This window comes from Dyella marensis, assembly GCF_900112865.1.
GTDB lineage: Bacteria > Pseudomonadota > Gammaproteobacteria > Xanthomonadales > Rhodanobacteraceae > Dyella_D > Dyella_D marensis_A.
The window spans coordinates 200,389-225,822 of record NZ_FONH01000004.1; the positions used below are offsets into that span (position 1 = coordinate 200,389).

The 25,434-nt window shown below is 67.5% G+C and carries 21 protein-coding genes, 1 tRNA gene and 2 riboswitches; of the genes, 15 read left to right on the forward strand and 7 right to left on the reverse strand.

Annotation, left to right across the window (positions count from 1 at the left end; genetic code table 11):
- Positions 1-32: 32 nt before the first annotated feature.
- The 5 genes from hflK (at position 33) to BM172_RS08835 (ending at position 4,285) form a co-directional block, all read left to right on the forward strand.
- Positions 33-1,184 carry an FtsH protease activity modulator HflK gene (gene hflK, locus BM172_RS08815; protein WP_026633088.1) on the forward strand — a complete coding sequence of 384 codons (1,152 nt, stop codon included), beginning with the start codon at positions 33-35 and terminating at the stop codon, positions 1,182-1,184.
- Positions 1,184-2,050, forward strand: coding sequence for a protease modulator HflC (gene hflC, locus BM172_RS08820; RefSeq protein ID WP_035322026.1), 867 nt, complete (start codon positions 1,184-1,186; stop codon positions 2,048-2,050). Before hflK ends, hflC begins: the two co-directional genes overlap by 1 nt.
- 11 nt (positions 2,051-2,061) lie before the next feature.
- The gene (locus BM172_RS08825; protein WP_035322028.1) at positions 2,062-2,247 is read left to right on the forward strand and encodes a DUF2065 domain-containing protein; all 186 of its coding nucleotides are present in this window, start codon (positions 2,062-2,064) and stop codon (positions 2,245-2,247) included.
- Between the two features lie 79 nt (positions 2,248-2,326).
- Complete coding sequence (locus BM172_RS08830) at positions 2,327-3,619, forward strand: adenylosuccinate synthase (protein ID WP_026633091.1); 1,293 nt, start codon at positions 2,327-2,329, stop codon at positions 3,617-3,619.
- Positions 3,620-3,826: 207 nt separating this feature from the next.
- Positions 3,827-4,285 (forward strand): hypothetical protein, encoded by a 459-nt coding sequence (locus BM172_RS08835; protein WP_026633092.1) that lies wholly within the window; start codon positions 3,827-3,829, stop codon positions 4,283-4,285.
- Between the two features lie 480 nt (positions 4,286-4,765).
- Here the strand turns inward: BM172_RS08835 and BM172_RS08840 are convergent, their stop codons facing one another.
- Together BM172_RS08840 and BM172_RS08845 are read right to left on the reverse strand one after the other, a co-directional pair.
- The gene (locus BM172_RS08840) at positions 4,766-5,332 is read right to left on the reverse strand and encodes a PIN domain-containing protein (RefSeq protein WP_231504085.1); all 567 of its coding nucleotides are present in this window, start codon (positions 5,330-5,332) and stop codon (positions 4,766-4,768) included.
- Between the two features lie 2 nt (positions 5,333-5,334).
- On the reverse strand, positions 5,335-5,826 hold the full coding sequence (locus BM172_RS08845) for a helix-turn-helix domain-containing protein (RefSeq protein ID WP_231504086.1): 492 nt from the start codon (positions 5,824-5,826) through the stop codon (positions 5,335-5,337).
- Positions 5,827-6,191: 365 nt separating this feature from the next.
- On the opposite strand from BM172_RS08845, the gene BM172_RS08850 reads away from it, so the two are divergent.
- The gene (locus BM172_RS08850) at positions 6,192-8,846 is read left to right on the forward strand and encodes a M1 family metallopeptidase (protein WP_026633095.1); all 2,655 of its coding nucleotides are present in this window, start codon (positions 6,192-6,194) and stop codon (positions 8,844-8,846) included.
- A 164-nt stretch (positions 8,847-9,010) separates the two neighbouring features.
- On the opposite strand, the gene BM172_RS08855 is transcribed toward BM172_RS08850, so the two are convergent.
- The 3 genes from BM172_RS08855 to gcvP all read right to left on the reverse strand — a co-directional run bounded on the left by BM172_RS08855 (position 9,011) and on the right by gcvP (position 14,635).
- Positions 9,011-9,460 carry a YybH family protein gene (locus tag BM172_RS08855; protein ID WP_026633096.1) on the reverse strand — a complete coding sequence of 150 codons (450 nt, stop codon included), beginning with the start codon at positions 9,458-9,460 and terminating at the stop codon, positions 9,011-9,013.
- 37 nt (positions 9,461-9,497) lie between these two features.
- Positions 9,498-11,513 (reverse strand): amidohydrolase family protein, encoded by a 2,016-nt coding sequence (locus tag BM172_RS08860; RefSeq protein ID WP_026633097.1) that lies wholly within the window; start codon positions 11,511-11,513, stop codon positions 9,498-9,500.
- A 251-nt stretch (positions 11,514-11,764) separates the two neighbouring features.
- Positions 11,765-14,635 (reverse strand): aminomethyl-transferring glycine dehydrogenase, encoded by a 2,871-nt coding sequence (gcvP, locus tag BM172_RS08865; RefSeq protein ID WP_026633098.1) that lies wholly within the window; start codon positions 14,633-14,635, stop codon positions 11,765-11,767.
- 51 nt (positions 14,636-14,686) lie between these two features.
- A riboswitch (glycine riboswitch) is annotated at positions 14,687-14,784 on the reverse strand.
- Positions 14,785-14,869, reverse strand: a riboswitch (glycine riboswitch).
- 352 nt (positions 14,870-15,221) lie between these two features.
- Here gcvP and BM172_RS08870 point away from each other — a divergent pair.
- From BM172_RS08870 to BM172_RS08890, 5 genes are all read left to right on the forward strand, one after another.
- Positions 15,222-15,641 (forward strand): VOC family protein, encoded by a 420-nt coding sequence (locus BM172_RS08870; protein WP_026633099.1) that lies wholly within the window; start codon positions 15,222-15,224, stop codon positions 15,639-15,641.
- A 26-nt stretch (positions 15,642-15,667) separates the two neighbouring features.
- Positions 15,668-17,329 carry an esterase/lipase family protein gene (locus tag BM172_RS08875; RefSeq protein ID WP_081804967.1) on the forward strand — a complete coding sequence of 554 codons (1,662 nt, stop codon included), beginning with the start codon at positions 15,668-15,670 and terminating at the stop codon, positions 17,327-17,329.
- Positions 17,330-17,403: 74 nt separating this feature from the next.
- Positions 17,404-18,033 carry a class I SAM-dependent methyltransferase gene (locus tag BM172_RS08880; RefSeq protein WP_026633101.1) on the forward strand — a complete coding sequence of 210 codons (630 nt, stop codon included), beginning with the start codon at positions 17,404-17,406 and terminating at the stop codon, positions 18,031-18,033.
- A gap of 38 nt (positions 18,034-18,071) precedes the next feature.
- Positions 18,072-18,962: a flavin reductase gene (locus BM172_RS08885; RefSeq protein ID WP_245778723.1), complete on the forward strand. Its 891-nt coding sequence runs from the start codon at positions 18,072-18,074 to the stop codon at positions 18,960-18,962.
- Between the two features lie 3 nt (positions 18,963-18,965).
- Positions 18,966-20,135, forward strand: coding sequence for an acyltransferase family protein (locus BM172_RS08890; RefSeq protein ID WP_051548264.1), 1,170 nt, complete (start codon positions 18,966-18,968; stop codon positions 20,133-20,135).
- A gap of 74 nt (positions 20,136-20,209) precedes the next feature.
- On the opposite strand, the gene BM172_RS08895 is transcribed toward BM172_RS08890, so the two are convergent.
- Positions 20,210-20,294 (reverse strand) — tRNA-Leu (locus tag BM172_RS08895).
- Between the two features lie 137 nt (positions 20,295-20,431).
- Here BM172_RS08895 and rnr point away from each other — a divergent pair.
- From rnr to sugE, 4 genes are all read left to right on the forward strand, one after another.
- On the forward strand, positions 20,432-23,011 hold the full coding sequence (rnr, locus tag BM172_RS08900) for a ribonuclease R (RefSeq protein ID WP_081804968.1): 2,580 nt from the start codon (positions 20,432-20,434) through the stop codon (positions 23,009-23,011).
- Complete coding sequence (rlmB, locus tag BM172_RS08905) at positions 23,008-23,754, forward strand: 23S rRNA (guanosine(2251)-2'-O)-methyltransferase RlmB (protein ID WP_026633103.1); 747 nt, start codon at positions 23,008-23,010, stop codon at positions 23,752-23,754. The genes rnr and rlmB overlap by 4 nt, the downstream gene beginning before the upstream one ends.
- Complete coding sequence (locus tag BM172_RS08910; protein ID WP_026633104.1) at positions 23,751-24,032, forward strand: CBU_0592 family membrane protein; 282 nt, start codon at positions 23,751-23,753, stop codon at positions 24,030-24,032. The genes rlmB and BM172_RS08910 overlap by 4 nt, the downstream gene beginning before the upstream one ends.
- A 176-nt stretch (positions 24,033-24,208) precedes the next feature.
- Positions 24,209-24,532: a quaternary ammonium compound efflux SMR transporter SugE gene (gene sugE, locus BM172_RS08915; RefSeq protein WP_026633105.1), complete on the forward strand. Its 324-nt coding sequence runs from the start codon at positions 24,209-24,211 to the stop codon at positions 24,530-24,532.
- Between the two features lie 125 nt (positions 24,533-24,657).
- Here the strand turns inward: sugE and phoU are convergent, their stop codons facing one another.
- Positions 24,658-25,392 (reverse strand): phosphate signaling complex protein PhoU, encoded by a 735-nt coding sequence (phoU, locus tag BM172_RS08920; protein ID WP_026633106.1) that lies wholly within the window; start codon positions 25,390-25,392, stop codon positions 24,658-24,660.
- Positions 25,393-25,434 lie beyond the last annotated feature (42 nt).

Below are 25,434 nucleotides of genomic sequence, written 5' to 3' on the forward strand. Positions count from 1 at the left end.
CCGGCCTCCCAGCGGCCTCAAGGAGACTGACAATGGCCTGGAACGAACCCGGTAACGGGCAACGTGACCCCTGGGGCAAGCCTCGCCAGACGCCCGGCAAGTCCGGCCTGGACGATGCGTTCAAGCAGCTGAAGAACCGGCTGTCGCGCCTCGGCGGCGGCCCCGGCGGCCTGCTCACCATCGTGCTGGCCCTGCTGCTGGCCTCGCTGCTGCTCAGCAGCGCCACCGTCGTCGACGCCCGCCAGGCCGGCGTGGTGCTGCGCTTCGGCCAGTACGCGCGCACGCTCGGCCCGGGCTTCCACTTCAAGCTGCCGCGTCCGTTCGAGACGGTCACCAAGGTCAGCACGACCGAGGTGCGCTCGGTTTCCGACAAGGTGCGCATGCTGACCAGCGACGAGAACATCATCTCGGTCGACTTCAACGTGCAGTACCAGGTGTCGGACGCGCGCAAGTTCCTGTTCTCGCTCAGCGGCCAGCCGGAAGACACGCTGCGCCAGGCGGCCGAGGCCGCGGTGCGCTCGGTGGTCGGCGCCAATGTGATGGACAACATCCTCACCAGCTCCGCCGCCGAGCAGGTCGCCGTGCCCGCCACGCCGACCACCACCGCCGCGCCGGTCGCCGCCGCCCAGGCCGCGGTCAACCAGGCCTCCGCCGCCGCGCAGGCGCGCGACACGCTGCAGCAGCAGACCCGCGAAATCCTGCAGGCCACGCTGGACAGCTACGACTCCGGCCTCGCCGTCACTGACGTCAGCTTCCAGAACGTCTCGCCGCCGCAGGAAGTGAAGGATGCCTTCGACGACGTCAACGCCGCGCGCGAAGACAAGCAGGGCACCGAGAACAATGCCCGCGCCTACGCCAGCAAGGTGGTGCCGGAAGCGCGCGGCGAAGCCTCGCGCATCGCCGCCCAGGCGCAGGGCTATTCGGCCGAGCGTGTGGCCCGCGCCACCGGCGACGCCGACCGCTTCAACCTCATCCTCAAGGAATACCGCGGCGCGCCCGAAGTGACCCGCCGCCGCCTGTGGCTGGAAACCGTCGAGGACGTGATGTCCAACAATCCCAAGGTGCTGGACGGCACCGGTGGCCGCAACATGATCTATCTGCCGCTGGACCGCGCCGCCGTGCGCGACCTGCCGGGCGTAGGCACGGTGGCGCCGGCCGCCGACTCGGGCAAGGAGAAGCAGTGATGAAATTCCTCGCCGGCATCCTCGTCGTCGTCGCCGTCCTGCTCGGTTTCAACAGCGCCTACGTGGTGCACGAAGGGCAGAGCGCCCTGGTGCTGCAGTTCGGCCGCATCGTGCGCACGGGCGACACCCCGGGCCTGCACTTCAAGCTGCCGCTGATCCAGCAGGCCATCCTGTTCGACAACCGTATCCTCACCCTGGAGGCGCAGCCGGAGCGCTACTTCACCTCCGAGAAGAAGAGCGTCAACGTCGATTTCTACGTGAAGTGGCGCATCGCCGACAACGCCGCCTACTACCGCGCCACCGCCGGCGCCGAGCTGCAGGCCGCCAACCGCCTGTCGCCGATCGTGAAAGATGCCCTGCGCTTCGAGTTCAACGGCCGCACCCTGCAGGAACTGATCGCCGGCGGCCGCAAGGACATCACCGAGCGCGTGCGCAGGCAGACCGACGCCACCGCGCGCAAGAGCCTCGGCATCGCCGTGGTCGACGTGCGCATCAAGCGCATCGACCTGCCGGACGAAGTGAGCGAGTCGGTTTACAAGCGCATGCGCGCCGAGCGCCTGCAGCTGGCCAACGAATTGCGCTCCACCGGCCGCCAGGCCGCCGAAACCATCCAGGCCGACGCCGACCGCCAGGGCCAGGTGATCCGTGCCGAAGCCGAACGCGACGCGGCCAAGATCCGCGGCGAAGGCGACGCGCAGGCCGCGGCGATCTACGCGCAGGCTTACGGGCAGGATCCGGAGTTCTTCGCGTTCTATCGAAGCCTCGGCGCGTACCGTAAGTCCTTCGACGACGGCAAGGGCGTGCTGGTGCTGAAGCCGGATTCGGAGTTCCTGAAGTATTTCAACGACGGCGCCAGCAAGCGCTGAGGCCGTCGGGCATGGCGCATGACCTGGCTGCCGCGCTGTGCCTCGTCATGGTGATCGAGGGACTGGTGCTGTTCGCCTCGCCGCGCGGTTGGCAGAACCTGGCGCGCGAGGCACTGAAGATGGAGCCGCAGCGCCTGCGCATCTGCGGCGCGGTGGTCATGGCGGCCGGATTGCTGTTCCTGCAGCTGGTGCATTGACGCGCGATCGCCTGCAAAGTTTTCGATTCAACATCCTCCGGCCCCCCGATGGGGCCACGACCTACGAGCGAGAAAGATCATGGGCAAGTCAGTCGTAATCCTCGGCGCGCAATGGGGCGACGAAGGCAAGGGCAAGATCGTCGACCTGCTGACCGAGCAGGTGCGGGCGGTCGCACGCTTCCAGGGCGGCCACAACGCCGGCCACACGCTGGTCATCGGCGGCAAGAAGACCGTGCTGCACCTGATCCCTTCGGGCATCCTGCGCGACGACGCGCTCTGCCTGATCGGCAACGGCGTGGTGCTGTCGCCGCAGGCGCTCAAGCAGGAGATCGAGGAGCTCGAGGCGCAGGGCGTGGAAGTGCGCTCGCGCCTGAAGATCAGCCCGGCCACGCCGCTGATCATGCCGTACCACATCGCCGTGGATAAGGCGCGCGAAGCCGCCGCCGGCAAGAGCGCGATCGGCACCACCGGCCGCGGCATCGGCCCGGCCTACGAGGACAAGGTCGCCCGCCGCTCGATCCGCGTGGCCGACCTGATGTATCCGCACGAGCTGCCGGAGAAGGTGAAGACCGCGGTCGAGTACCACAACTTCATCCTCACCCAGTGGCTGAAGGCCGAGGCGGTCGACTACCAGCAGGTGCTGGACGATGCGCTGGCCTATGGCGAGTTCATCCGCCCGATGGTCGACGACGTCGCCACCATCCTGCACGAGGTGCGCAAGGAAGGCGGCCACATCCTGTACGAAGGCGCCCAGGGCGCGCTGCTGGACATCGATCACGGCACCTATCCGTACGTCACCTCGTCCAACACCACGGTCGGCGGCGCGCTGGCCGGCACCGGCGTCGGCGCGGGCGACATCGACTACGTGCTGGGTATCTGCAAGGCCTATGCGACGCGCGTCGGCGGCGGTCCGTTCCCGACCGAGCTGCACGACGAGATGGGCGAGCGCCTGCGCAAGGTCGGCAACGAGTTCGGCGCCAGCACCGGCCGTCCGCGCCGCTGCGGCTGGATCGACCTGGTGGCGCTCAAGCGCGCCGTGCAGATCAACGGCATCAACGGCCTGGCCATCACCAAGCTCGACGTGCTCGACGGCCTGCCGAGCATCAAGGTGTGCATCGCCTACGAATACCGCGGCAAGCGCCGCGAACTGGCGCCGCTGGATGCGGACGGTTGGGCGGAGTGCAAGCCGGTCTACCTGGAATTCCCGGGCTGGGACGAGTCGACCGCCGGCATCCGCGACTGGAACAAGCTGCCGGCCGCCGCGCGCGCCTACCTGCGTGCGGTGGAGGAGCTCTCCGGTTGCCGCCTGGCGATCGTGGCGACCGGCGCGGACCGCGACGACACCATCGTGCTGGACGATCCATTCGCCTGAGCCGGTTCTGTCGCGCAATGAAAGAGCCCCGCATCGCGGGGCTTTTTTTTGAACTCGCTCAAGGGGTTTTCCCGTCGAGCTTGCCATAGGGAAGAAGGCGCAACCGCCGCCTCCTTCATCACGCCGTCCCATTATCGCTACGCCGCTTGCACGCCATGCTGACTGCGCAGGCCTGACCATGTGCGCTCTGCAGCAGGAGCGGATGTCATGGCTAACGCAGACAACGAACACTCCGGTCGCGGTGCCGCAGCGCATCGCGGCAACCAGGGCGAAGACGGCATCGATGATCGGGTGACGAAGAAAGAGCGGCGTGAGCCCGATCCGGCGGCTGGCGAGCCTGATGAGTCTCAGGGCGGCGAGCCGGTGAGCGTTCCGACCAGACAGCTGCCGCGCGAAGACGGCGATGAAGACGAGTCGGAATCCGCTGACGACGATGGACAGCACGTGTCGGCTGGCACGCACGCGCGGCCACAGCGGTTGACGCCGGAGCTGGTCGTCGCGCCTGAAGGCGGGGTCGGCCGGCGCAGCGGCACCGGGCAGGCGAAGACGCATCGGTCGTTCGACGAGAGCGAGGGCAGGCAGTCGCTCGGTCGCCTGATCGATCCGGACAGCGAACTGCCGGAGCCGCGCGTGGGCGATAGTTATCAATCCGGCGGAATGCACTGAAGACATGGCGTAACGCGTGCAGGAACCGGATGACGGCATGCCGGCGATGCCGCGGGCGGCGGTTCTTGCGCATGGCGCGGTAAGAGCGCGTGAAGACCGACGCGATCCAGTAAGTGAACCCGCTGTGCGCCTCCGCACAAACACAGCTATCGGAAGCTTCAATCGGCCGCTGCTTGGCCGCTTTGTGCGCTGGATAGAAGTCGGGGCGGCAAACGCAACCTAAGGTTGCACGCAGCCATGGTCGGCTCCAGGCGGCCGAAGGTGGTCAGCGGGTCCGGAGTGCTTCATGGCTCTGGCTCGCGCCTGGTTTCTCCCCCTCCGCCACGCGGGCATCGTTACCCGAACGATGCCACCCACGCGCGGCGGACCTATTCCGACAGAGGCAGGGTCGTTTCGGCGACCCTGCTTTTTTTTGCAGCGATACGATCAGGTGGCGAACAGGTGCGTCGCCACCTGCTGCAGCTGCTCACTTCGCCGGTGCTATAGCAGCGCCATCATTGGACGGAGCGCCGCTACTGTCGTGGGTAATCCTTGCTCCAGCAAAGTAGCCAGTACTTCTTCGACGGTCTTTGGCGGCTTCTTCAAGGCCTCGCGCTGACCTTTCACGGCTGCGCAGACGCTCGCTCGCTGCAGGTCGAGCAGATGATGGATGAATTCGTCGGGATGCTGAGCTTCGATGTCGTAAGGTTTGAGCGCGTCCGCCCAGAAGTCCTTGAGGTTGAACGTGACGATCACGCTCGCGTGGCATTTGATCGCCGCGGCAAGCACGTGGCGGTCGTCCGGATCCTTTAGCGTCAGTCCCTCTTCGAGTTGCTCGTAGCCGGACACCAGGCAATCGGGCACGGCCGCATTCATCAGTTCTCGGGTGCGTTGCAGCGCCTGCGGCTTCAGCTCGGGGCGCCTGGCCAGAATCGAGCGCATCCATTCGTCGTGGATGCGCTCAGTCCAGCGGGCATGGAACAAGCCGGTGAGCGCGAGGCGCATGAGCAGATCGCGCAAGGGCGCCGGATACAGCACGCAGGCGTCGTAGACCACCGGGAAGGGCACGATCAGTATCCAAGACCCAGTTCCTGCGCCTGCGCAGCCAGTTCGTCCAGCGCGCTCTTGCTCTGTGCATCCCGTTTCTGTCGATAGGCCAGCAGGTCGCTGGCGTAGATTCGTCGATGCGTTCCGGTCTTATGGAATTCGATCTCTCCGGCTTCGAGCAGAGACACCAGGTACGGCCGCGACACATGGAGGAAGTCGGCCGCCTGCTGCGTGGTCAGCTCGGCCTTCACCGGAATGATGTTCACGGCTTTTCCCTCGGCCATGTTGGCGAGGATTTCCACCAGCATGCGCAAGGCGGTCACGGGCACATCGATGATCTCGTCGCCATCGATGACCTTGATGCGCCGGGTGCCGCCGTCACCGAGGCAGGCCGCCAGCAAGCGGCTGCTGGAACGGGCCGTTTCGGCTTCTTCGGGGGTCGGGGGCAGGGATGGAGTGGCTTGGCGTGGCGCGGTCATGCGGAGCCTCCAGTCGGCGATGCTGGCGATAGGCATGGCGAATTCTGCTCCTTAATCGAAATAAGCGCAATATTAGAAATAAACGAAATGGCGCGATCTGCGGATGTGTGTCGCCCGTTCAACCGGCGAGGAGGAAGACGTCAGGCTAAGGGCGCCTTGGTGTGAGGGCGCCCTGTTCGGCTTCAAAGTCGGATGAAATCCTAAGCGCCGCGAGGCCAAACGCCAGTCGGCAAGTTGCCAGCCATGACTTCCGGGCCGTGCTACCGCCCGCCACGGGCGGCGACCATCGCCGGGACTGGCCAGACCTAGGGGAGCTTCGTCCGGCCCATCCATCCATGTACTTTCCGGCTCCCCCGCCGGACCCCATGCTTTCACCCAAAGCTTTCACCCAAGGAGCTGACATGCGCCGTTCCACCCTGGTTTCCGCGATCGTCCTGGCGCTCGCGAGCGCTTCCATGAGCGCCGTCGCCGCCGTCCCGGCGGCCAAGCATGCTGTCGAACAGCAGGCCACTACCCAGCTGCCGCGCAACGTGCGCCCCGTGCACTACGACGTGGCGGTGACGCCGCATGCGGACAAGCTCAGCTTCGACGGCAAGGTCGCCATCAAGGTCGACGTGCTGGAGCCGACCGGCAGCATCACGCTCAACGCGCTGGGCATGAGCTTCTCCGAGGTCACCCTGGCGCCGGCCAGCGGCAAGGCGCAGGCGGCCAAGGTCGCCGTGGACGAAGAGAAGCAGACCGCCACCTTCAGCTTCGACAAGCCGCTGGCGAAGGGCAGCTATACGCTGACCATGAACTACACCGGCAAGATCGGCACCCAGGCCAACGGCCTGTTCGCCATCGACTACGACACCAAGGCCGGCAAGAAGCGCGCGCTGTACACGCAGTTCGAAAACTCCGATGCCCGCCGCTTCATCCCGTCCTGGGATGAGCCGAACTACAAGGCCACCTTCAACCTGACCGCCACCGTGCCGGCGGACCAACTGGCGATCAGCAACATGCCGGTGGCGAAGAAGAGCGACGCCGGCAACGGCCTGGTGACGGTGCAATTCCAGCCTTCGCCGAAGATGTCCACCTATCTGCTGTTCTTCGGCGTGGGCGATTTCGAGCGCGCCACCGCGATGGCCGGCAAGACCGAGGTCGGCGTGGTCACGCAGAAGGGCATGCTGTCGCAGGCCAACTTCGCGCTGGATTCGGCCAAGACCATCCTGGCCGAATACAACGACTATTTCGGCACGCCGTATCCGCTGCCCAAGCTGGACAACATCGCCTCGCCGGGCCGCAGCCAGTTCTTCGGCGCGATGGAGAACTGGGGCGCGATCTACACCTTCGAATACGTGCTGCTGCTCGATCCCACCATCTCCACCCAGGCCGACAAGCAGAACGTGTTCTCGGTGCAGGCGCACGAGATGGCGCACCAGTGGTTCGGCGACCTGGTGACCATGCGCTGGTGGGACGACCTGTGGCTCAACGAAGGCTTCGCCTCGTGGATGGAGGCGCGCACCACCGAGAAGCTGCATCCGGAATGGAACACCAAGCTGGAGCAGGTCAACGTGCGCGAAGGCGCGATGGGCCGCGACGCCATCGCCACCACCCATCCGATCGTGCAGCACGTGGAGACGGTGGAGCAGGCCAGCCAGGCTTTCGACGCCATCACCTATTCCAAGGGCCAGGCGGTGATCGGCATGCTGGAAGGCTATGTCGGCGCCGATGCCTGGCGCGACGGCGTGCGCCTGTACATGAAGCAGCACGCCTACGGCAACACGGTGTCCGATGACCTGTGGCGCGCGGTGGAGCAGGCTTCGAAGAAGCCGATCAGCGACGTCGCGCACGACTTCACCTTGCAGCCGGGCATCCCGCTGATCACGGTGGAGTCGGCCAGCTGTGCCGCCGGCAAGACCACGCTGAAGCTGAGCCAGGGCGAATTCACCCGCGACCGTCCGGGCAAGCAGCCGCTGTCCTGGCGTGTGCCGGTGATCGCGCAGACCCTGGGCGGCGAGCCCGCGCGCACCCTGGTGACCGGCGGCAAGGCCACGCTGGAAGTGCCCGGCTGCGGCCCGGTGGTGGTCAACGCCGGCCAGAGCGGCTACTACCGCACGCTGTACGGCGCCGAGCAGTTCGCCGCGCTGAAGGACAACTTCGCCAAGCTGCCGCCGATCGACCAGCTCGGCACGCTGGGCGACACCTGGGCGTTGGGCATGGCGGGCCAGCGTCCGTCCTCCGATTTCCTGGACCTGGTGCAGGCCACGCCGGTCGACGCCGATCCGCAGATCTGGGGTGACATCGCCGGCGATCTCAGCGGCGTGGATGGCTACTACGAGGGCGATGCCGCCCGCCAGGCGGCGTTCCGCAAGTTCGCCATCGCCAAGCTGGCGCCGGTGTTCGCGCGTGTGGGCTGGGAGCCGAAGGAAGGCGAGGCCGATCCGGTGAAGATCCTGCGCACCGAGCTGATCGGCACGCTGGGCAACCTCGGCGATCCGGCCGTGCTGAAGGAAGCGCAGCGCCGCTTCGACGCGCAGGGCAAGGACCCCAAGGCGATGCCGCCGGCCCTGCGTCGCACCATCCTGGGCGTGGTCGCACGCAATGCGGACGCCGCCACCTGGGATCGCCTGCACGCGATGGCCAAGGCTGAGAAGACGCCGCTGGTGAAGGACCAGCTGTACACGCTGCTGTCGATCGGCCGCGACAAGGCGCTGGCGCAGAAGACGCTGGACCTGGCGCTCACCGACGAGCCCGGCGCCACCAACAGCGCGAGCATGATCAGCGTGGTGTCCTCGCAGCATCCGGAACTGGCCTTCGATTTCGCCGTGGCGCACAAGGCCGAGGTAGACAAGAAGGTGGATTCGAGCGCGAGCAGCCGCTACTACCCGCAGCTCGCTTCGCGTTCGTTGAATCCGGCGATGGTGGGCAAGGTGAAGGCCTATGCCGAGAAGTATCTGGCGGCGGGTTCGCGTCGCGATGCCGATACGGCGGTGGCGAATATCGAGTACCGCATCAAGGTGAAGAACGAGCGGATGCCGGCGATCGATGCGTGGCTGAAGCAGCACGGCGGCTGATTTGCACCGTGGCGGTTTGAGTCTGGAGGCCCGCGCAAGCGGGCCTCTTTTTTGCCGCCGATGGCGTAGGTTGGGGTGAGCCACAGGCGAACCCCAACGGACGCTCCGTCCATGCCTCTGTCGGGGTTCGCCTGCGGCTCACCCCAACCTACGTCGTGTCTCGATCAGGAGCTGTGGTCGAGCACGATCTTCCACCCGCTCGCGGTCTTCTCCCACAACAGCGAAAACACCCCATCGTCCTTCGCCGCCGTGCCATGCGCCGTGCGATCCAGATGGAACCGCCCCGTCACCGCCGCATAGTGCGCCTGTCCATCAGCGCAGGGCAGCAGGCGCACGTCGAGGTCGGAGTAGGTGAGCTTGCCCATCTGCTCCTTGCCGGCGTAGTTCTTCTTATAGCTCTCCAGGATGCGCGCATAACCCTGGCGGATCTTCGCGCCGATGAAGGTGGTGTCGGGCGCGTCCTTGTACGCGGTGACGAAGTTGTCGATGTCGCCGCGGTTCCAGGCATCCTGCTGGGCGGACAGCACCGCGCGGATGGCGGCACCTTCGTCGGCGGCGTGCGCGAGCGGCGCGAGCAGGAGTGCGGCGAGCAGGAAGGGCAGGGTCTTGCGCATGGCGGGTCTCCTCATGGGCGCATCGTGGATGGCGTGTTCAGGGCTTGAAGCCTACCGACTCCCACAGCGGCGCGGGGTCGTACACGCTGCCGTTGGCGATGGTCTTGGCGATGCGCCGGGTGTTGTGGATATCGGCCAGCGGGTCGCCGTCGAGCAGCAGCATGTCGGCGCGCTTGCCGACCTGCACGGTGCCGACTTCGCCGTCCAGGCCGAGCACCTTCGCCGGCACGCTGGTCGCCGCCTGCAGCGCCTCCATCGGCGTAAAGCCGGCCTGCACGTAGATCTCCAGCTCGCGATGCAGCGAATAGCCGGGGATCGCCTGGTCGGTGCCGGCCACGATGGTCAGGCCCTGGCGATGCAGTTCGCGCAGGGTGGCCAGCATGTAGGCGTAGCGCCTGGCCGATTCTTCGGCGCGGTCGGGCGGCGAGCCCATGCCGTTCAAGGCCGGCGCCAGCGGCGCGGCCACGTGGTCGATGCCCGGCTCGATCGCGCGCAGTGGCCTGGCGGTGGGGCGCGAGAACAGCTCGAACAGCGCGATGGTGTCGTCGAACACCGTGTGATGCTGCTTGAACAGGGCCAGCTGGCGGCGCGCGTTCGGCGTCTTGAAATCCAGCGGCGGCATCGGCTGGCCGCGCTTTATGCCGAGCAGGTCGCGCGTGACGAAATGGATGTGGTTGATGCTGTCGTAGCCCGCTTCCACCACCTGCGCGCTGGTCATGCCCTCGGGCACATGGCCGGTGACGGTGAGCCCCAGCTTGTGCGCCTCCTCGGCGATCACCGGCACCAGCGCGGGCTTCATGCTGCTGTAGATCTTGATCTGGATCGCGCCGGCTTCTTTGTAGCGGCGCACTACGGCGCGCGCTTCCTCCGGCGTGTCGGCGGTGACGGCGCCCAGCGCGATCGGGCCGTTGCCGTCGACGATGCCCGCCACCAGCAGGCGCGGGCCGATGCCGCGGCCGGACTGGATGGCGTCGCGCACGGTGGTGATGTAGTCGAATTCGTTGCCGCAGTCGCGCACGGTGGTGACGCCGGCGGCCAGGTAGATCGGGCCCCATTCCACCTGCTCGTAATGCGCGTGCATGTCCCACAGGCCGGGGATCAGGAACTTGCCGCTGCCGTCGAGCACGTCCATGCCCGGCTCGGGCTTGGGTGCGGCACCGCTGGTGTCGATGCGGGTAATGCGGCCCTCTTCGACGTACACCGAGGCGTTGCGCTTCGGGGCGCTGCCGGTGCCGTCGATCAGCGTGACATGGGTGATCGCCAGCTTCTTCGACGGCGGGCGCCTGGCCTTCTCGGTGAGCTTGACCAGCGCCTGAAGATTGTTGGCGGCGGCGCGCTGGATGAAGGTCGGCAACGAGGCTTCGTAGCCTTCGCGCACCGCTTCGAAATGATCGAACTCGCTGTCGGTGGTGACCACCGCGGCAAGCTTCTGCTGATCGTCCAGCCAGGCCGTCTCGTTGCCCCAGACCAGGCCGCTGATCACATAGCCGTGCAGTTTCACCGTCTTGCCGCCGGCCTGGATGTCCAGGTCGCCCGCGGGCTGGATATGGATGTCGGCATCCGGCGGCGCGGCGATGCGCTCCGGCTTGCCCTTGGCCAGCCAGTAGCGCAGCAGCATCTGCTGCATGGCGACCGGCGAATAGCCGTCGACCAGGAACGTGGTGTCGGTGACCGGATGCTCGGTGGTCTTGCCGTCGCGCACGAGCTTGACCCGGCCTGCCTTGGGATCCAGCGTAAAGCTGTCGTGCATCGGCGACTGGCGCGAGGACTGGCCTTCGCTCTTCAACGTCAATGGATGCGTGACATCCGTTGCGGTGAACTCGGTCTTCAGCGGCACTTCGGTGCCGCGATCCTTGAAGCTGAAATCCGAGCGCAGGAGCAGCTGGCCCTTTTCGCTGGCGATCGTGTAGCTCTCCTTGCCGATCGCCCGGGCGAACTTGTGCAGCACGAAGCTGCCTTGTTCGGCGGCGGGCGGCGTCTGCGCGAAAGCAGCCACCGAAGTGAGAGCGAGCAAGGCGGCGAGTACAAGCGAACGGGCGGATGGGTTCGGCATGTCGGCTCCCTGGGCTACGGCGCGGTCGAGGCGATCGGCGTAGGTTGGGGTGAGCGCAAGCGAACCCCAACGCTGGCGTATCCGGCTTTGCGATGCCGGGGCGCGCTTGCGCTCACCCCAACCTGCGGCGGACGTTGGCGATCAGACCAGCCGCCCCCGCCGCTGGCAAGAGCCCGAAAGTCATTCCCCCCGAAACGGACAGGCCCCGCCGAAGCGGGGCCTGTCGCGGTGCACGGGTAAAAACCGGCGGCTTATGCCTCGGCTTCTTCCTTGTATGCATCCACCGGGATGCACGCGCACATCACGTTCTTGTCGCCGTAGACATTGTCCACGCGCGCCACCGGCGGCCAGTACTTCTGCAGGCGCAGGGTGGGCAGCGGGAACACGGCCAGCTCGCGCGGGTAGGCGTGGGTCCACTCGCTGCCGGCCACCGCGTTGGCGGTGTGCGGGGCGTGCTTGAGCGGGTTGTCCTCGCGGTCCAGGCGGCCGTCCTCGATCGCGCGGATTTCCTCGCGGATCTGGATCATCGCGTCGATGAAGCGGTCCAGCTCGTGTTGCGATTCGCTCTCGGTCGGCTCGACCATCAGCGTGCCGGCCACCGGGAAGCTCAGCGTCGGCGCGTGGAAGCCGAAGTCGATCAGGCGCTTGGCCACATCCTCGGCGCTGATGCCGGTGGCGTCCTTGAGCGGGCGCAGGTCCAGGATGCACTCGTGCGCCACCAGGCCGTTGCGGCCGGTGTACAGCGTCTCGTAATGCGAGGCCAAGCGCCTGGCGATGTAGTTGGCATTGAGCAGCGCGACCTGGGTCGCCTTGCGCAGGCCCTGCTGGCCCATCAGGGTGATGTACATCCAGCTGATCGGCAGGATCGAGGCCGAGCCGAAGCTGGCCGCCGAGACCATGCCCACCGAACCCTCGCCGCCGAGCGTACGCGGCAGGAACGGAGCCAGGTGCGACTTCACCGCGCACGGGCCGACACCCGGGCCGCCGCCGCCGTGCGGGATGCAGAAGGTCTTGTGCAGGTTGAGGTGCGAGACGTCCGAACCCCACTTGCCCGGCTTGGCCAGGCCGACCAGCGCGTTCATGTTGGCGCCGTCGGTGTACACCTGGCCGCCGTGCTTGTGCACGATGTCGCAGATGGCGACCACGTCTTCCTCGAACACGCCGTGCGTGGACGGGTAGGTGATCATCAGCGCGGCCAGGCGCTCGCTGTACTTCTCGGCCTTGGCGCGGATGTCTTCCAGGTCCACGTTGCCGTTGGCGTCGCACTTGGTCACCACCACGGTCATGCCGCACATCTGCGCGGAAGCGGGGTTGGTGCCGTGCGCGGATTCGGGGATCAGGCACACGTCGCGGTGCTCGTCGCCGCGCGAGCGGTGGTAGGCGCGGATCGCCAGCAGGCCGGCGTATTCGCCCTGCGCGCCGGAGTTCGGCTGCAGGCTCACCGCGTCGTAGCCGGTGCATTCCACCAGCATCGCTTCCAGCTCGTCGATCAGCTGCTTGTAGCCCTGCGTCTGCGCCGCCGGCGCCAGCGGGTGGATGTTGCCGAACTCCGGCCAGGTCACCGGGATCATCTCGGCGGTGGCGTTGAGCTTCATGGTGCAGGAGCCGAGCGGGATCATGGTGCGATCCATCGCCAGGTCCTTGTCGGCCAGCGAGCGCATGTAGCGCAGCAGTTCGTGCTCGCTGTGGTGGGTGTTGAACACCGGGTGCTGCAGGAATGCGTCCTGGCGCAGCAGCGCGGCGGGCAACGCATCGGCGGTGGCGGCGTCGACTTCGTCGATGTCACTCAGCTCCGCGCCGAACAGGCCGGCCAGCGCCTGCACGTCGGCGCGGGTGGTGGTCTCGTCCAGGCTGATGCCGACGCACTGGCCGTGGATCTGGCGCAGGTTGAGGCCCTTGCCGGCGGCCTTGGCGTGGATCGCATCGGCATCGACGCCGGTGATGCGCAGCGTGTCGAAGAACTCGCCGCCCACCTCCAGGCCGGCCTTGCGCAGCGTCGCCGCCAGGATCGCGGCCAGGCGATGCGTGCGGCGCGCGATGCGCTGCAGGCCGTCGGGGCCGTGGTAGACGGCGTACATGCTGGCCATCACCGCCAGCAGCACCTGCGCGGTGCAGATGTTGGAGGTGGCCTTCTCGCGGCGGATGTGCTGCTCGCGGGTCTGCAGGGTCAGGCGGTAGGCCGGCTTGCCTTCGGCATCCACCGACACGCCGATCAGGCGGCCCGGCATGGAGCGCTTGTAGGCATCGCGGCAGGCCAGGTAGGCGGCGTGCGGGCCGCCGAAGCCGAACGGCACGCCGAAGCGCTGGCTGTTGCCGATCACGATGTCCGCGCCCCAGCTGCCCGGCGCGGCGATCAGGGTGAGCGCGAGCAGGTCGGTGGCGACCGCGACCAGCGCGCCGCGCGCGTGCACCGCTTCGGCGACGGCGCGGTAGTCGTGGATGGTGCCGTAGGTGTTGGGGTACTGCAGCAGCACGCCGAAGCTGTCGACCGTGGACGCATCGGCGGCGGGGCCGACATGCAGCGCGATGTCCACGCCGTCGGCGCGGGTGCGCAGCACTTCCAGCGTCTGCGGGTGCACGTCGTCGGCGACGAAGAACACGTTGCTCTTGGACTTGGCCGAGCGCTTGGCCAGCGTCATCGCCTCGCCCGCGGCGGTGGCCTCGTCCAGCAGCGAGGCGTTGGAGATGTCCATCCCGGTAAGGTCGGCCACCATGGTCTGGAAGTTGATCAGCGCTTCCATGCGGCCCTGCGAGATCTCCGCCTGGTACGGCGTATAGGCCGTGTACCAGGCCGGGTTCTCCAGGATGTTGCGCAGGATGACGTTCGGCGTGTGGGTGCCGTAGTAGCCCTGGCCGATGAAGCTGCGGAACACCCGGTTCTTGTCGGCGATGGCACGGATCTTCGCCAGCGCCTCCACCTCGGTCATCGCCGGCGGCAGGGCCAGCGGCGCGGCGGACTTGATCTGGCCCGGCACGATGGCGTCGGTCATCGCCTCGAGCGAGTCGTAGCCGATGGCGGACAGCATGTGCGCGATCTCGGCGTCGTTCGGGCCGATGTGGCGCTCGATGAAAGCTTCGTGGTGCTCGAGGTCGCGCAGGGAGGGGGAGGCGTTCTGGGTCATGACAGGCGTCCGGAGTGCTTGCATAGAGGCAGGACGTGCGTGCCGCACGTCAGGCGCCCCTCTGTCCTTTTGCCTGAGAGTTTGGAAGCGCGGATGCGCTTCGTGCCCCTTCGGCGCCGGATCTAACCGGTCTCTCCAGAGTTGTTCCGCAAGCGGCGGTGGTATGGGAGCCTGAGCGATTACGGGCGTTGCGCCTTCGGCAGCGGACGCGTCCGCTTCTCCCACCGCGCCTCAAGGGGGCGATTATACGGTGTCGGGCCCTGAATTCGCCCCTCAAATTTGGAGTCCTTCTCCCTCCGGCGACCCGAAGGTAGTCCCCGTGGGAGAGCACGCGGGGAGGGCACAGGGATGTGCCCGGCTTTCCTCGCTCATCAAAGCAGGGCACATCCCTGTGCCCTCTTCGCGTGGAGGAGCGAGGAAGGTGGCGGTAGCCGGATGAGGGTACGGGCGGAGCGGTCCACATCACTCTTGCGCTCCGCCCGGACCCTCACCCCAACCCCTCTCCCGAGGGGAGAGGGGCTCGGCTTTCGCGCGTCTGCATGGTGGCGTAGCTTTTGCTGTCTATCTCCACGTTCAGGTACGCCCCATGCCTCGTCCCCCCTTCCGCCTGCGCCAGCTCGACCACGTCGTCCTGCGCGCCCTGGACCCCGCCGCCCTGGAGGACTTCTACTGCCGCGTGCTCGGCTGCACCGTGGAGCGGCGCCAGGAGGCGATCGGCCTGGTCCAGCTGCGGGCCGGCGCGTCGCTGATCGACCTGGTCGGCATCGACAGCAGGCTGGGTCGCCTGGGCGGCGCTGCGCCAGGCACGGAAGGCCATAACGTGGACCATATCTGCCTGGCGGTGGAGGGCTACGACGAGCCCGCCATCCGCGCTCACCTGGAAGCGCATGGCGTGCGCATCGGGGAGGCGGGCTCGCGCTACGGTGCGGAAGGCGAGGGCCCCTCGCTGTATCTGTACGATCCGCAGGGCAACATGATCGAGTTGAAAGGCCCGCCGGCGGCCTGAGCGCGCGGCGCGTCGACGGGGGCTGCATGCGCGGCGGGGTAACACGGCGGTGGTGGCGGGTCCTGGGCGTGCTGGCGCTGGCCAGCCTGCTGGCGGCCTGCAGTCCGCCGGTGCGGCGGCTGGCGCCGCCGCTGCGCAGCCCCGACGCAACCCTGGCCGCGGCCAGGAGCTGGGCCATGGACGCCATGCGGCAATCGTCCTCCGAACGCGCGGCGCGCGGATGGCTGCGCTGCGCCGCGGGCGCCTATCGCGCGGCGCTGGCCGGCGGCGCGAAGGCGGACGAGGCGGTGGCGCTGGATACGCAGTGCACCGGCCACCTGCTGGATTTCCTGCTGGCCACCGAGGAAGAGCGCTGGCGGCCGCGTACCCTCGATGTCGGCGGCGATGCCCTGGCGGTCGAGCTGGGGCAACTGTCGCCGGACCTGGCCGGCGCGCCCATGTTCGTGCGCGCCGACCGTATCGCGATCTCCACCTTGATGTTCGGCCAGCGCTTCGCCACCAACGGCTTCGGCGTGGCCCTGGTCGCCGCCACGCGGCGCTGCGAAGGCACGCCGCGTTGCCGCCTGTTCCCGCCGGAGGGCGTGACGCGCACGGCGGTGGCCTGGGTCGAGGCCGACGCCGACGGCGGCACGCCGCGCCTGGTGTTCGCCGATCCGCTGAAGCTGGGCAGCGTGGCGATCGGCCGGCGCGAATACGTGCTGTCGATGGACACCACCGCGCCCTACGCGATGCTCGCCGATGCTTCGCAGCTCAAGCAGCAGGCGATCCGCAACCTGCTGGTCAACGGCAAGGACATCGGCCAGCGCCAGGGTGTGTACCTGCTGGAGGACTACGACCCGCGCAAGATCCCGGTGGTGATGCTGCACGGCCTGGGCGGCAGCCCGCTGGTGTGGGCGCGCCTGACCAATCGCATCCAGGGCACGCCGGCGCTGCGCTCGCGCTACCAGGTGTGGCACGTGGTGTACCAGACCAATGCGCCGGTGCTGCTGTCGCGGCTGCGCGTGCAGGGTTTTCTCGATGACGCGTGGGCCGCGGTCGATCCGGCGGCACACGATGCGGCGCGCGAGCACCTGGTGCTGGTCGGCCACAGCATGGGCGGCATCATTGCGCGGCTGCTCACGGCCGACAGCGGCGAGGTGCTGTGGCGTGCGGCCTTCCTGGTGCCGGAACCGGAGCTGCACGGTGCCGCGGACGATATTGCGGCGATCCGGCGGCTGTTCCGCTTCACGCCCTATCCGGGCGCGGATGTCGCGTTCTTCCTCGCCACGCCGCATCACGGCAGCCCCATCGCCGAGGATTTCTTCGGCCGCCTCGCCCTGCGCCTGGTGAAACCGGGCGGCCCCGAACTGGACGCGATCATGCGCCTGGTCAAGGCGCAGCCGGAGGCGTTCCAGCCCGACCTGGTGCGCAGCTACCGCGAACGCGGCCTCAGCAGCATCAGCACGCTGCGCACCGACCAGCCGGTCAGCCGTGCCGCGTGGTCCCTGCTGCCGGCGCCCGGCGTGCGCTACTACACCATCGCCGGCAGCCTGCCCGGCGAGGCGGTGCCGGGCGACGGCGTGGTACCGCTGGAAAGCAGCTTCCTGCCCGGCGCGGTGTCGACCACCACGGTCACCTCGGGGCACCGCGTGTACCGCAACGACGAGGCGATCAACCTGATCGTGAAGACCTTGGGCGATTCGCCGTAGGTCATGGCGACCGGCAACCTTACGCAATCTACGAGGCACCCACTCCAAGGCGACACCTCAATAGCGGGGGAGTCATGCATACCGGGGAGCAGTACCACGACATCTTCCTGTCCTCGAAGCGCGACATGGCCGTGCGCGAGCGATTCCAGCGCATGGCGCTGGAGTTGCTGGGGCAGGAGGGCGACATCCTCGATTTCGGCGCCGGCACCGGCATCGATGCGAAGGCTTATGCCGCGCGCGGATATCGCACCTTCGTGTACGAGCCGGCGGATTCGATGCGCGAGCACCTGGAGCGCTACTGCCATGACGAAATCGCCGGCGGCACGGTGATCAGGCTTGGAACGGAACTCGGCTGCAAGGTACAGGCGGTCACCGCCAACTTTGCCGTGCTCAATCATTTTGCCGACCACACGGCGCTGTTCGAGCAGTTGTCCGGCGTGGTCGAGCACGGCGGATTCGTGCTCGCCAGCATGCTCAATCCCTATTATCTCGGCGATGCGCGCTACGGCTGGTGGCGAAAGAATCTTGCCAATCTGGTGCGCCATGGGCGCTACGCGTTCGACACCGAAAGCGGCGTGCATCGCTTTGCGCCGGGTGTCGTCGCACGGGCGGCGGCGCCGCATTTCCGGCTGGAGCGCACGGTGCCCCGAGGACTGGGCATGGCGGCCAGCCTGTACATGTTCCTGCTGTTCCGGCGGGTCTGACCATGTGGAAGGACTGGGTCCGGCCGTTCGTACGTCCCTTGCCGCAGTGGGCGCCGGTGGGTGTTGCGCCGGCATCGCGGCTGGTGACGGCGAGGTTGCGCTGGGACGGCGAGTCGGTCGATGTGACGGCGGATCACACCGTCGCCTCGCTCAATCCGCTGGTGATCGCGACGAGCGTCGATGCAGGAGAGCGTGCCGTTCTCGAATATCGGGATGCGGCTGCGGGGCAGCTGCTGGGAACGTTGCGTCTGGTGCGGGATGCTTCGATGGCCGAACCGCAGGCCGCACCGCTTTCGTTCTATCGAGTCGAAGCCGGCGCGCATCGTTGCCTGCACTGGCCGCTGCGCGCATGGAATGCCTGGCTGCAGAACCGCAGCATGGCCAGGCATGCGTCGTCGGCGCACTTGAACATGGATCCTGCCGCCGCGCAGCAGCTGATGATCGCGTACCTGTGTCCGCGACCGGTGGTGCTGGTGTCGGTGGAAGGGGCAGGGCACCGGAACATCTTCCCGATGGACCTGATCGGTCCGCTCGAACGCAGCGGCCTGTATTCGCTGGCGCTGCGCAGTACCAATGTCTCCGAACCCGTCATGCGCGAGGTTCGCCGCGTGGCGCTGTCGCATGTGCCGGCTGCGATGAAGCCGGTGGTCTACAAACTCGCGGCACATCACAAGCAGCCGCCGCGGGACTGGGCCGCGCTGCCGTTTCCCGTGCGACCGTCGAAGACATTCGGCATTCCAACTGTTGCCGGCGCCCTGCGCGTGCAGGAGCTGTCGATCGTGCACAGTCAGACGATCGGCTTGCATACGTTCTTCGTTGCGCGGGTGGTTTCCACGGAGCAGCTCGCGGACGGCGCCCAGCTGCATCACACCGCAGGCTTCCACCAGGTCTACCGGCGCCGGCGGCGCCAGCCCTTGCAGGACGCTTGAGGCGTGGACGGAATCGCATCGGCATGGACGCAGGAGCGCAAGCTGGAATGGATCCAGGCTTTGCGTGGCCTGGCCGCCTTCATGGTGGTGATGGTCCACAGCCGCAGCATGCTGATGGGCTCGGCATCGGGCAGGGCGGTGGCCGAACAGGTGTTGCTGCCGATGGCGATGGGCGTGGATCTGTTCTTCATCATCAGCGGTTTCCTGATGGTGTGGACCACGCGGGATTTCGACGGCAGCAAGGCGTACGCCTGGACCTTCCTCGTCAAGCGTTTCGCCAGAATCTGGCCGCTGCTGGCGGTGATGACGCCGGTGGCGCTGGTGGTGGAGCACGGCTTCGGCGGTCTGCTCGATCGCGCGCTGGTGCTTTGGTATGCAGAAGGACTTGCCTTCATTCCGCATGACCCGGTCGCCTCCGGCATCTATTTCCGGATGGCTGTGGGCGTGGCCTGGACGCTGTGTTTCGAGTGGTATTTCTACCTGGTGTTCGCCGCCTCGATGCTGTGCGGGCGATGGCGCTATGCAGTCATGGCCGCATGGTTTGCCTTGACCCTGTTGGCTATTCCGCTCGCCCGTGGGGGCTACCACTTGCACGTGGCCACGCAACCGCTGGTGGCATGGTCCCGGTATGCCAACCTCGCCATCCATCCCATCGTGTGGGATTTCGTCGCCGGCATGGCGGCAGCGTGGATCTATGGTTCCCGCGTCACGATCCGCTCGACCTGGACGATCTGCGGCGCGATGGCCGTGCTGTTGGTTGCGCTGGCGCTGGCGTGGCAGCCACTTGGCATGACGAACTTCTTCGGCCCGCAAGGCTGGGGTGCGCCGCTGGCCATCGTGTTCGCCGGCATCGCGCTGTTGGCGAAGGCGGATGCGATCAAGGTGCCGCGGTGGTCGGTGTGGCTGGGCGGCATCTCCTATTCGCTGTATCTGGTCCACGTCTATGTGTTCCAGATTGCGCAGCGCATCGCCGGCGCGCTTCCCTTGAGCCAGCCGACCCTCGAGATCGTGCTGTTCCTGGCCCGTCCTGCGCTTGCCGTGATCTGCGCCTGGGCGGTGTTTCGCTACGTGGAGTCCCCTGCGTCCGCATCGATGCGCAGGCTGCTGCTGAGCGTGCGTGCACCCAGGCGAATAGAGGCCGGCAGCGCAACATTCGAGTCCAGCCGCCGCTGATTTTCTCGCCCGATCGCCGCGCTGCGAGGCCCGGAAACGACGAAGCCCGCCTTGCGGCGGGCTTCGTTTACAATTGGTGCCCAGGAGAGGACTCGAACCTCCACGGTTTTACCCGCTAGTACCTGAAACTAGTGCGTCTACCAATTCCGCCACCTGGGCAGGTGTCCCGCGCGTCGCTAAGCGAGCTGCGTGAGCCGCGTAGATTAGGGATGGAGCAGTGGGTTGTCAACTATTCTTTGACCGTTTCTTCATCGCGCGTCGCCGGACCGGCGGAGCGCCTCCATCAAGGCCGATAAGTGACCAAAAAAAATAAGGACCAGCCGGCCAGCGCCGGCAAGAAGAAGACCTCCAGCCGCCCGGCCGTGCCCGGCAAGGCGGCACCGGCGCCGCGCAAGCGTGCCGCGTCGGCGCCGGCCGCGCGCGATGCGGCCGATCCCCATGCCGAGCGCGAGGCCCAGCGCTACGAGCGCCCGATTCCCAGCCGCGAGGCGATCCTCGCCCTCCTGACCGAGCGCGGCGAGCTGCTGTCCGAGGCGCGCATCGCCGAGGCGCTGCAATTGCACGACGAGTACGACCTGCACGCGCTGCGCAAGCGCCTGGGCGCGATGGTGCGCGACGGGCAGCTGCTGCTCGGCCGCCGTGGCGGCTACGCGCCCAGCAACAAGCTCGACCTGATCGCCGGCCAGGTGCTGGCCAATGCCGAGGGCTACGGTTTCCTGCGCCCGGACGACGGCACGGAAGACCTGTACCTGTCCCCGCAGCAGATGCGCCAGGTGCTGCACGGCGACCGCGTGCTCGCCAGCGTGGTCGGCCTGGACCGGCGCGGCCGCAAGCAGGGCGCCATCGTCGAAGTGCTGCAGCGCCGTTCGCCGCGGCTGGTCGGCCGCGTGCTGCTGGAGAACGGCGTGACCATGGTGGCGCCGGACGATCGCCGCGTGCACCAGGACATCATGATCAAGCCCGGCCAGGACCAGGGTGCGCGCAACGGCCAGATCGTGGTGGTCGAGATCACCGATCCGCCCACGCCGCACCGTGGCCCGATGGGCAACATCCTCGCCGTGCTGGGCGAGCGCCTGGAACCCTCGCTGCTGGTGGAGATGGCGATCGCCAGCTACGACCTGCCGCGCGAATGGCCGGCTGAAGTGACGCGCGAAGCGGCCCAGGTCGAGCCGAAGGTGACCGCCGCCGAGCGCGAGGGCAGGGTGGACCTGCGCGCGCTGCCGCTGGTGACCATCGACGGCGCCGACGCGCGCGACTTCGACGATGCCGTGTATGCCGAGCCCAGGCGTGGCGGCGGCTACCGCCTGGTGGTGGCGATCGCCGATGTCTCGCACTACGTGCCGGTCGGCGGCGCGCTGGACCGGGAGGCCTACGAGCGCAGCACGTCCACCTATTTCCCCGGCTTCGTGGTGCCGATGCTGCCGGAGACGCTGTCCAACGGCATCTGCTCGCTCAACCCCAAGGTCGAACGCTTGTGCATGGTCTGCGACATGACCGTGGACGAGGAGGGCGAGGTCATCCGCTCCAAGTTCTACAGCGCGGTGATGTACTCGCACGCGCGCTGCACCTACGACCGCGTGTGGCAGGCGATCGGCCTTAACGATGCGGACGCGCGCCACGAACTGGCCGACGTGCTGCCGCAGCTGGAAAACCTGCACGGGCTGTACCAGCTGCTCGCCGCGCAGCGCAAGCGCCGTGGCGCGATCGACTTCGAAACGCCGGAGGTGAAGTTCCGCCTCGACAACACCGGCGACGTGGTGGCGATGGGCGCCACCGAGCGCAACGACGCGCACAAGCTGATCGAGGAGTGCATGATCGCCGCCAACGTGCAGGCGGCCATGTTCCTGGAAAAGAAAAAGATTCCCGCGCTGTTCCGCGCGCATGAACAACCGCCGGAAGAAAAGTACGAGGACGTGCAGCAGTTCCTGCGCGAATTCAAGCTGCGCCTGCCGCCGCTGGACGAAGTCACGCCCGGCGATTTCGCCGACGTGCTGCGCATGGTCAAGGACCGTCCCGAGCGCGAGCTGGTGCAGTCGGTGCTGCTGCGCGCGCAGAGCCTGGCGGCCTACCAGCCGGACAACCGCGGCCACTTCGGCCTGGCGCTGGAAGCCTATGCGCACTTCACCTCGCCGATCCGCCGCTATCCGGACCTGCTGGTGCATCGCGCGATCCGCTACGCGGTGGGCGGCGGCAAGCCGGCCGACTACGTGTACAGCCCGGCGCAGATGGCCGCGATGGCGCTGCACTGCTCGCAGCGCGAACGCCGCGCCGAGGAAGCCGAGCGCGACGTGGACGAGCGCTACAAGTGCGCATGGATGTCCAAGCATGTGGGCAGCGAGTTCGACGGCACGGTCACCGGCGTCACCTCGTTCGGCCTGTTCGTGGAACTGAAGGAATCGAGGGTCTCCGGCCTGGTGCATATCAGCCAGCTGTCCAACGACTACTACCACTTCGATCCGATCCGCCACCTGCTGAAGGGCGAGCGCAGCGGCGCGCAGTTCCGCCTGGGCGACCATGTGCGCGTGCAGGTGCTGCGCGCCAGCCTGGAGGACCGCAAGATCGACTTCCGCCTGGTCGGCAAGCGCGAGCCCTTCGCGCCGCCGCCGCGTGCCGAGCGCGCCTACGACTACGCGCAGTCCGGTGAACGCTATTCGCTGCCGAAGCTGCCCAAGGCGCCGGAGCAGGGACGCAAACCCGGCCCGTCGCGCGATAATGCGCGCGATGCGGCGCCGCCGTCGCGCTTCTCTGCAGGCGGCGCCAAGGCGAAATCAGCGGGCGGAGCGAAGGGCAAGGGCGGCGCGCCGCGCAAGCCGGGTCCGGCATCCGGCAAACCCCGCTCCGACAAGGGCCAGGGTAAGGGCAAGGGCAAGCGATGAGCGAAAGTTGGATCGTCGGGATCAACCCGGTCGAAGGCGCGTTGAGCAACGACGCCGAACGCATACGCGAAGTGCTGGTCGAGAACGGCCAGCGCAACGCGCGCGTGCATGAGCTGGCGGAGCGCGCCAAGGCCCTGCGCATTCCGGTGCACCACCGCCCGCGCGAGCAGCTGGACAAGGTTGCCGGCGAGGCGCGGCACCAGGGCGTGGTGGCGCGTTATGAGGCGCCGCCGATGGCGAGCGAGGGCGACCTTCCGGAACTGCTCGAACAGGCCGGCGCGCAGGCGCTGGTGCTGGTGCTCGATGGCGTCACCGATCCGCACAATCTCGGCGCCTGCCTGCGCAGCGCGGCGGCGGCCAAGGTCACCGCGGTGATCGTGCCGAAGGACCGCGCCGTCGGCCTTACGCCGGTGGTGCGCCGCGCTTCCGCCGGCGGCGCCGACCGCGTGCCGCTGATCGCCGCCACCAACCTGGCGCGCGCGCTGCGCACGCTGAAGGACGCCGGCGTGTGGATCACCGGGCTGGCGGGCGAGACGGAAACCTCTGTCTACGATATCGACCTGAAGGGCCCGGTGGCCCTGGTGCTCGGCAGCGAAGGCGAGGGCATGCGCCGCCTCACGCGCGAGACCTGCGATTTCCTGGCCAGAATCCCGATGCCGGGCGCGATGGAGAGCCTCAACGTCTCCGTCGCCACCGGTGTGGTCCTGTTCGAGGCCCTGCGGCAAAGGAGCGCGAAACGATGAATATCCTGTGGCACGACTGGGCCGGTTATCTCGGCGTGGTGCTGGTGCTGCTGGCCTTCCTGCTGCTGCAGGCGCGCAAGCTGCACGGCAACGGGCTGGTCTATCAGCTGATGAACGTGCTGGGCGCGCTGGGCGTGATGCTGTCCCTGCTGTTCGGCAGCTTCAACGCCTCGGCCTTCGTGATGCAGCTGGCATGGATGGTGATCGGCATCTACGGCATCGCCAACAGCGCGCGCGTGCGGCGCGAGCTGAGGGACGTGGAACGCCGCATCACCTGAATGACGGGTCAGGAGCCGGCGTCCGCGGCTTGGTAGAATGCGCGGGCTCCGGCCCCGGGCCGGCTTGCGGGGACGACCCCGCTCGTATCTTCCCTCGCGGGGACGACCCTGCCGTTGCGTCGGATGCCGTCCGCACGCGCAAGGCGTGCGTCGACTTGGCTCCCAAGGAGTCTGTCATGCCCTGGATCTATCTGCTGCTCGCCGGCCTGTTCGAGATCGGCTGGGCGATCGGCCTGAAGTACACCGAAGGCTTCAGCCGCCTGTGGCCCACCGTGGGCACGGTGGCGGCGATGACCGCCAGCATCATCCTGCTTGCGCTGGCGGTGAAGACCTTGCCGATCGGCACGGCCTACGCGGTGTGGACCGGCATCGGCGCAGTCGGCGCAGTCATTCTCGGCATCGTGCTGTTCGGCGATCCGGCTACGCCGGCGCGGCTGTTGTGCGTGGCCTTGATCTTCGTCGGCATCATCGGTTTGAAGTTGACGGGCGGGGCGCACTGACGCATTGGCGAAACCGACCATCGCGGTATCTGGCCGCGTCCGTTGGGGTTCGCCTGTGGCTCACCCCAACCTACGAAAAAGCCCGCCGGTCAGGCGGGCTTTTTCTTTTGCGGCGATGAGCCGGCTTACTCGGAACGGTCGCCCAGCCTGGTCATCTCCGGATTGGAGGTGAAGTCGCGCTTGCTGCGCTGGGTGGCCAGCGGCTCGCCGTGCACCTGGAACCAGATGTTCTCGGCGATGTTGGTCGCATGGTCGCCGATGCGCTCGATGTTCTTGGCCATGAACAGCAGGTGCGTGCACGGCGTGATGTTGCGCGGGTCTTCCATCATGTAGGTGAGCAGCTGGCGGAAGTAGCCGGTGTAGGCCTCGTCCAGCAGGGCGTCGTCCTTCCACACCTGGTAGGCGCGCTCGGCGTCGCGGTCGCGGTAGGCGACCAGCACTTCGCGCACTTCGCCGGCGGCGAGCTCGGCGAGATAGCCCAGGCCGTTGGTCGGCGCGATCGGCGCCACCATCGACAGCGGGATGGAGCGCTTGGCCACGTTGGCGGCGTAGTCGCCGATGCGTTCGATGTCGGCCGCGATGCGCAGCGCGGCGAACACATTGCGCAGGTCGCCGGCGATCGGCGCGCGCAGCGCCAGCAGGCGCACCACGTCGTGGCTGATTTCCTGTTCGAGCTGGTCGATCGCGTCGTCGTTGGCGACCACGCGCTGGGCGGCGCGCTCGTCGCGGCGCTCGACCACGTCGATCGCCGATTCGAGCTGCGTCACGGCCAGCTCGCCCATGCGCACGATCTCGCCGGTGAGGCGGGTGAGCTCGTCGTCGTAGCTTTTGATGATGTGTTCTTTGTTGCTGCCGCTCATATGCGTTTTCGCCTGCGTTGAGGGGAATGGGCGGTGAAGCCC

Excerpts from the sequence above, each read along its gene's own strand:
- BM172_RS08880 (WP_026633101.1), top strand. The coding sequence starts at position 17,404 with ATGCATACCGGGGAGCAGTACCACGACATCTTCCTGTCCTCGAAGCGC.
- BM172_RS08850 (WP_026633095.1), top strand. The coding sequence starts at position 6,192 with ATGCGCCGTTCCACCCTGGTTTCCGCGATCGTCCTGGCGCTCGCGAGC.
- gcvP (WP_026633098.1), bottom strand. The coding sequence starts at position 14,635 with ATGACCCAGAACGCCTCCCCCTCCCTGCGCGACCTCGAGCACCACGAA.
- hflK (WP_026633088.1), top strand. The coding sequence starts at position 33 with ATGGCCTGGAACGAACCCGGTAACGGGCAACGTGACCCCTGGGGCAAG.
- rlmB (WP_026633103.1), top strand. The coding sequence starts at position 23,008 with ATGAGCGAAAGTTGGATCGTCGGGATCAACCCGGTCGAAGGCGCGTTG.
- BM172_RS08910 (WP_026633104.1), top strand. The coding sequence starts at position 23,751 with ATGAATATCCTGTGGCACGACTGGGCCGGTTATCTCGGCGTGGTGCTG.
- BM172_RS08830 (WP_026633091.1), top strand. The coding sequence starts at position 2,327 with ATGGGCAAGTCAGTCGTAATCCTCGGCGCGCAATGGGGCGACGAAGGC.
- BM172_RS08845 (WP_231504086.1), bottom strand. The coding sequence starts at position 5,826 with ATGCCTATCGCCAGCATCGCCGACTGGAGGCTCCGCATGACCGCGCCA.
- sugE (WP_026633105.1), top strand. The coding sequence starts at position 24,209 with ATGCCCTGGATCTATCTGCTGCTCGCCGGCCTGTTCGAGATCGGCTGG.
- BM172_RS08855 (WP_026633096.1), bottom strand. The coding sequence starts at position 9,460 with ATGCGCAAGACCCTGCCCTTCCTGCTCGCCGCACTCCTGCTCGCGCCG.
- BM172_RS08825 (WP_035322028.1), top strand. The coding sequence starts at position 2,062 with ATGGCGCATGACCTGGCTGCCGCGCTGTGCCTCGTCATGGTGATCGAG.
- BM172_RS08835 (WP_026633092.1), top strand. The coding sequence starts at position 3,827 with ATGGCTAACGCAGACAACGAACACTCCGGTCGCGGTGCCGCAGCGCAT.
- hflC (WP_035322026.1), top strand. The coding sequence starts at position 1,184 with ATGAAATTCCTCGCCGGCATCCTCGTCGTCGTCGCCGTCCTGCTCGGT.
- phoU (WP_026633106.1), bottom strand. The coding sequence starts at position 25,392 with ATGAGCGGCAGCAACAAAGAACACATCATCAAAAGCTACGACGACGAG.
- BM172_RS08860 (WP_026633097.1), bottom strand. The coding sequence starts at position 11,513 with ATGCCGAACCCATCCGCCCGTTCGCTTGTACTCGCCGCCTTGCTCGCT.
- BM172_RS08870 (WP_026633099.1), top strand. The coding sequence starts at position 15,222 with ATGCCTCGTCCCCCCTTCCGCCTGCGCCAGCTCGACCACGTCGTCCTG.
- BM172_RS08875 (WP_081804967.1), top strand. The coding sequence starts at position 15,668 with ATGCGCGGCGGGGTAACACGGCGGTGGTGGCGGGTCCTGGGCGTGCTG.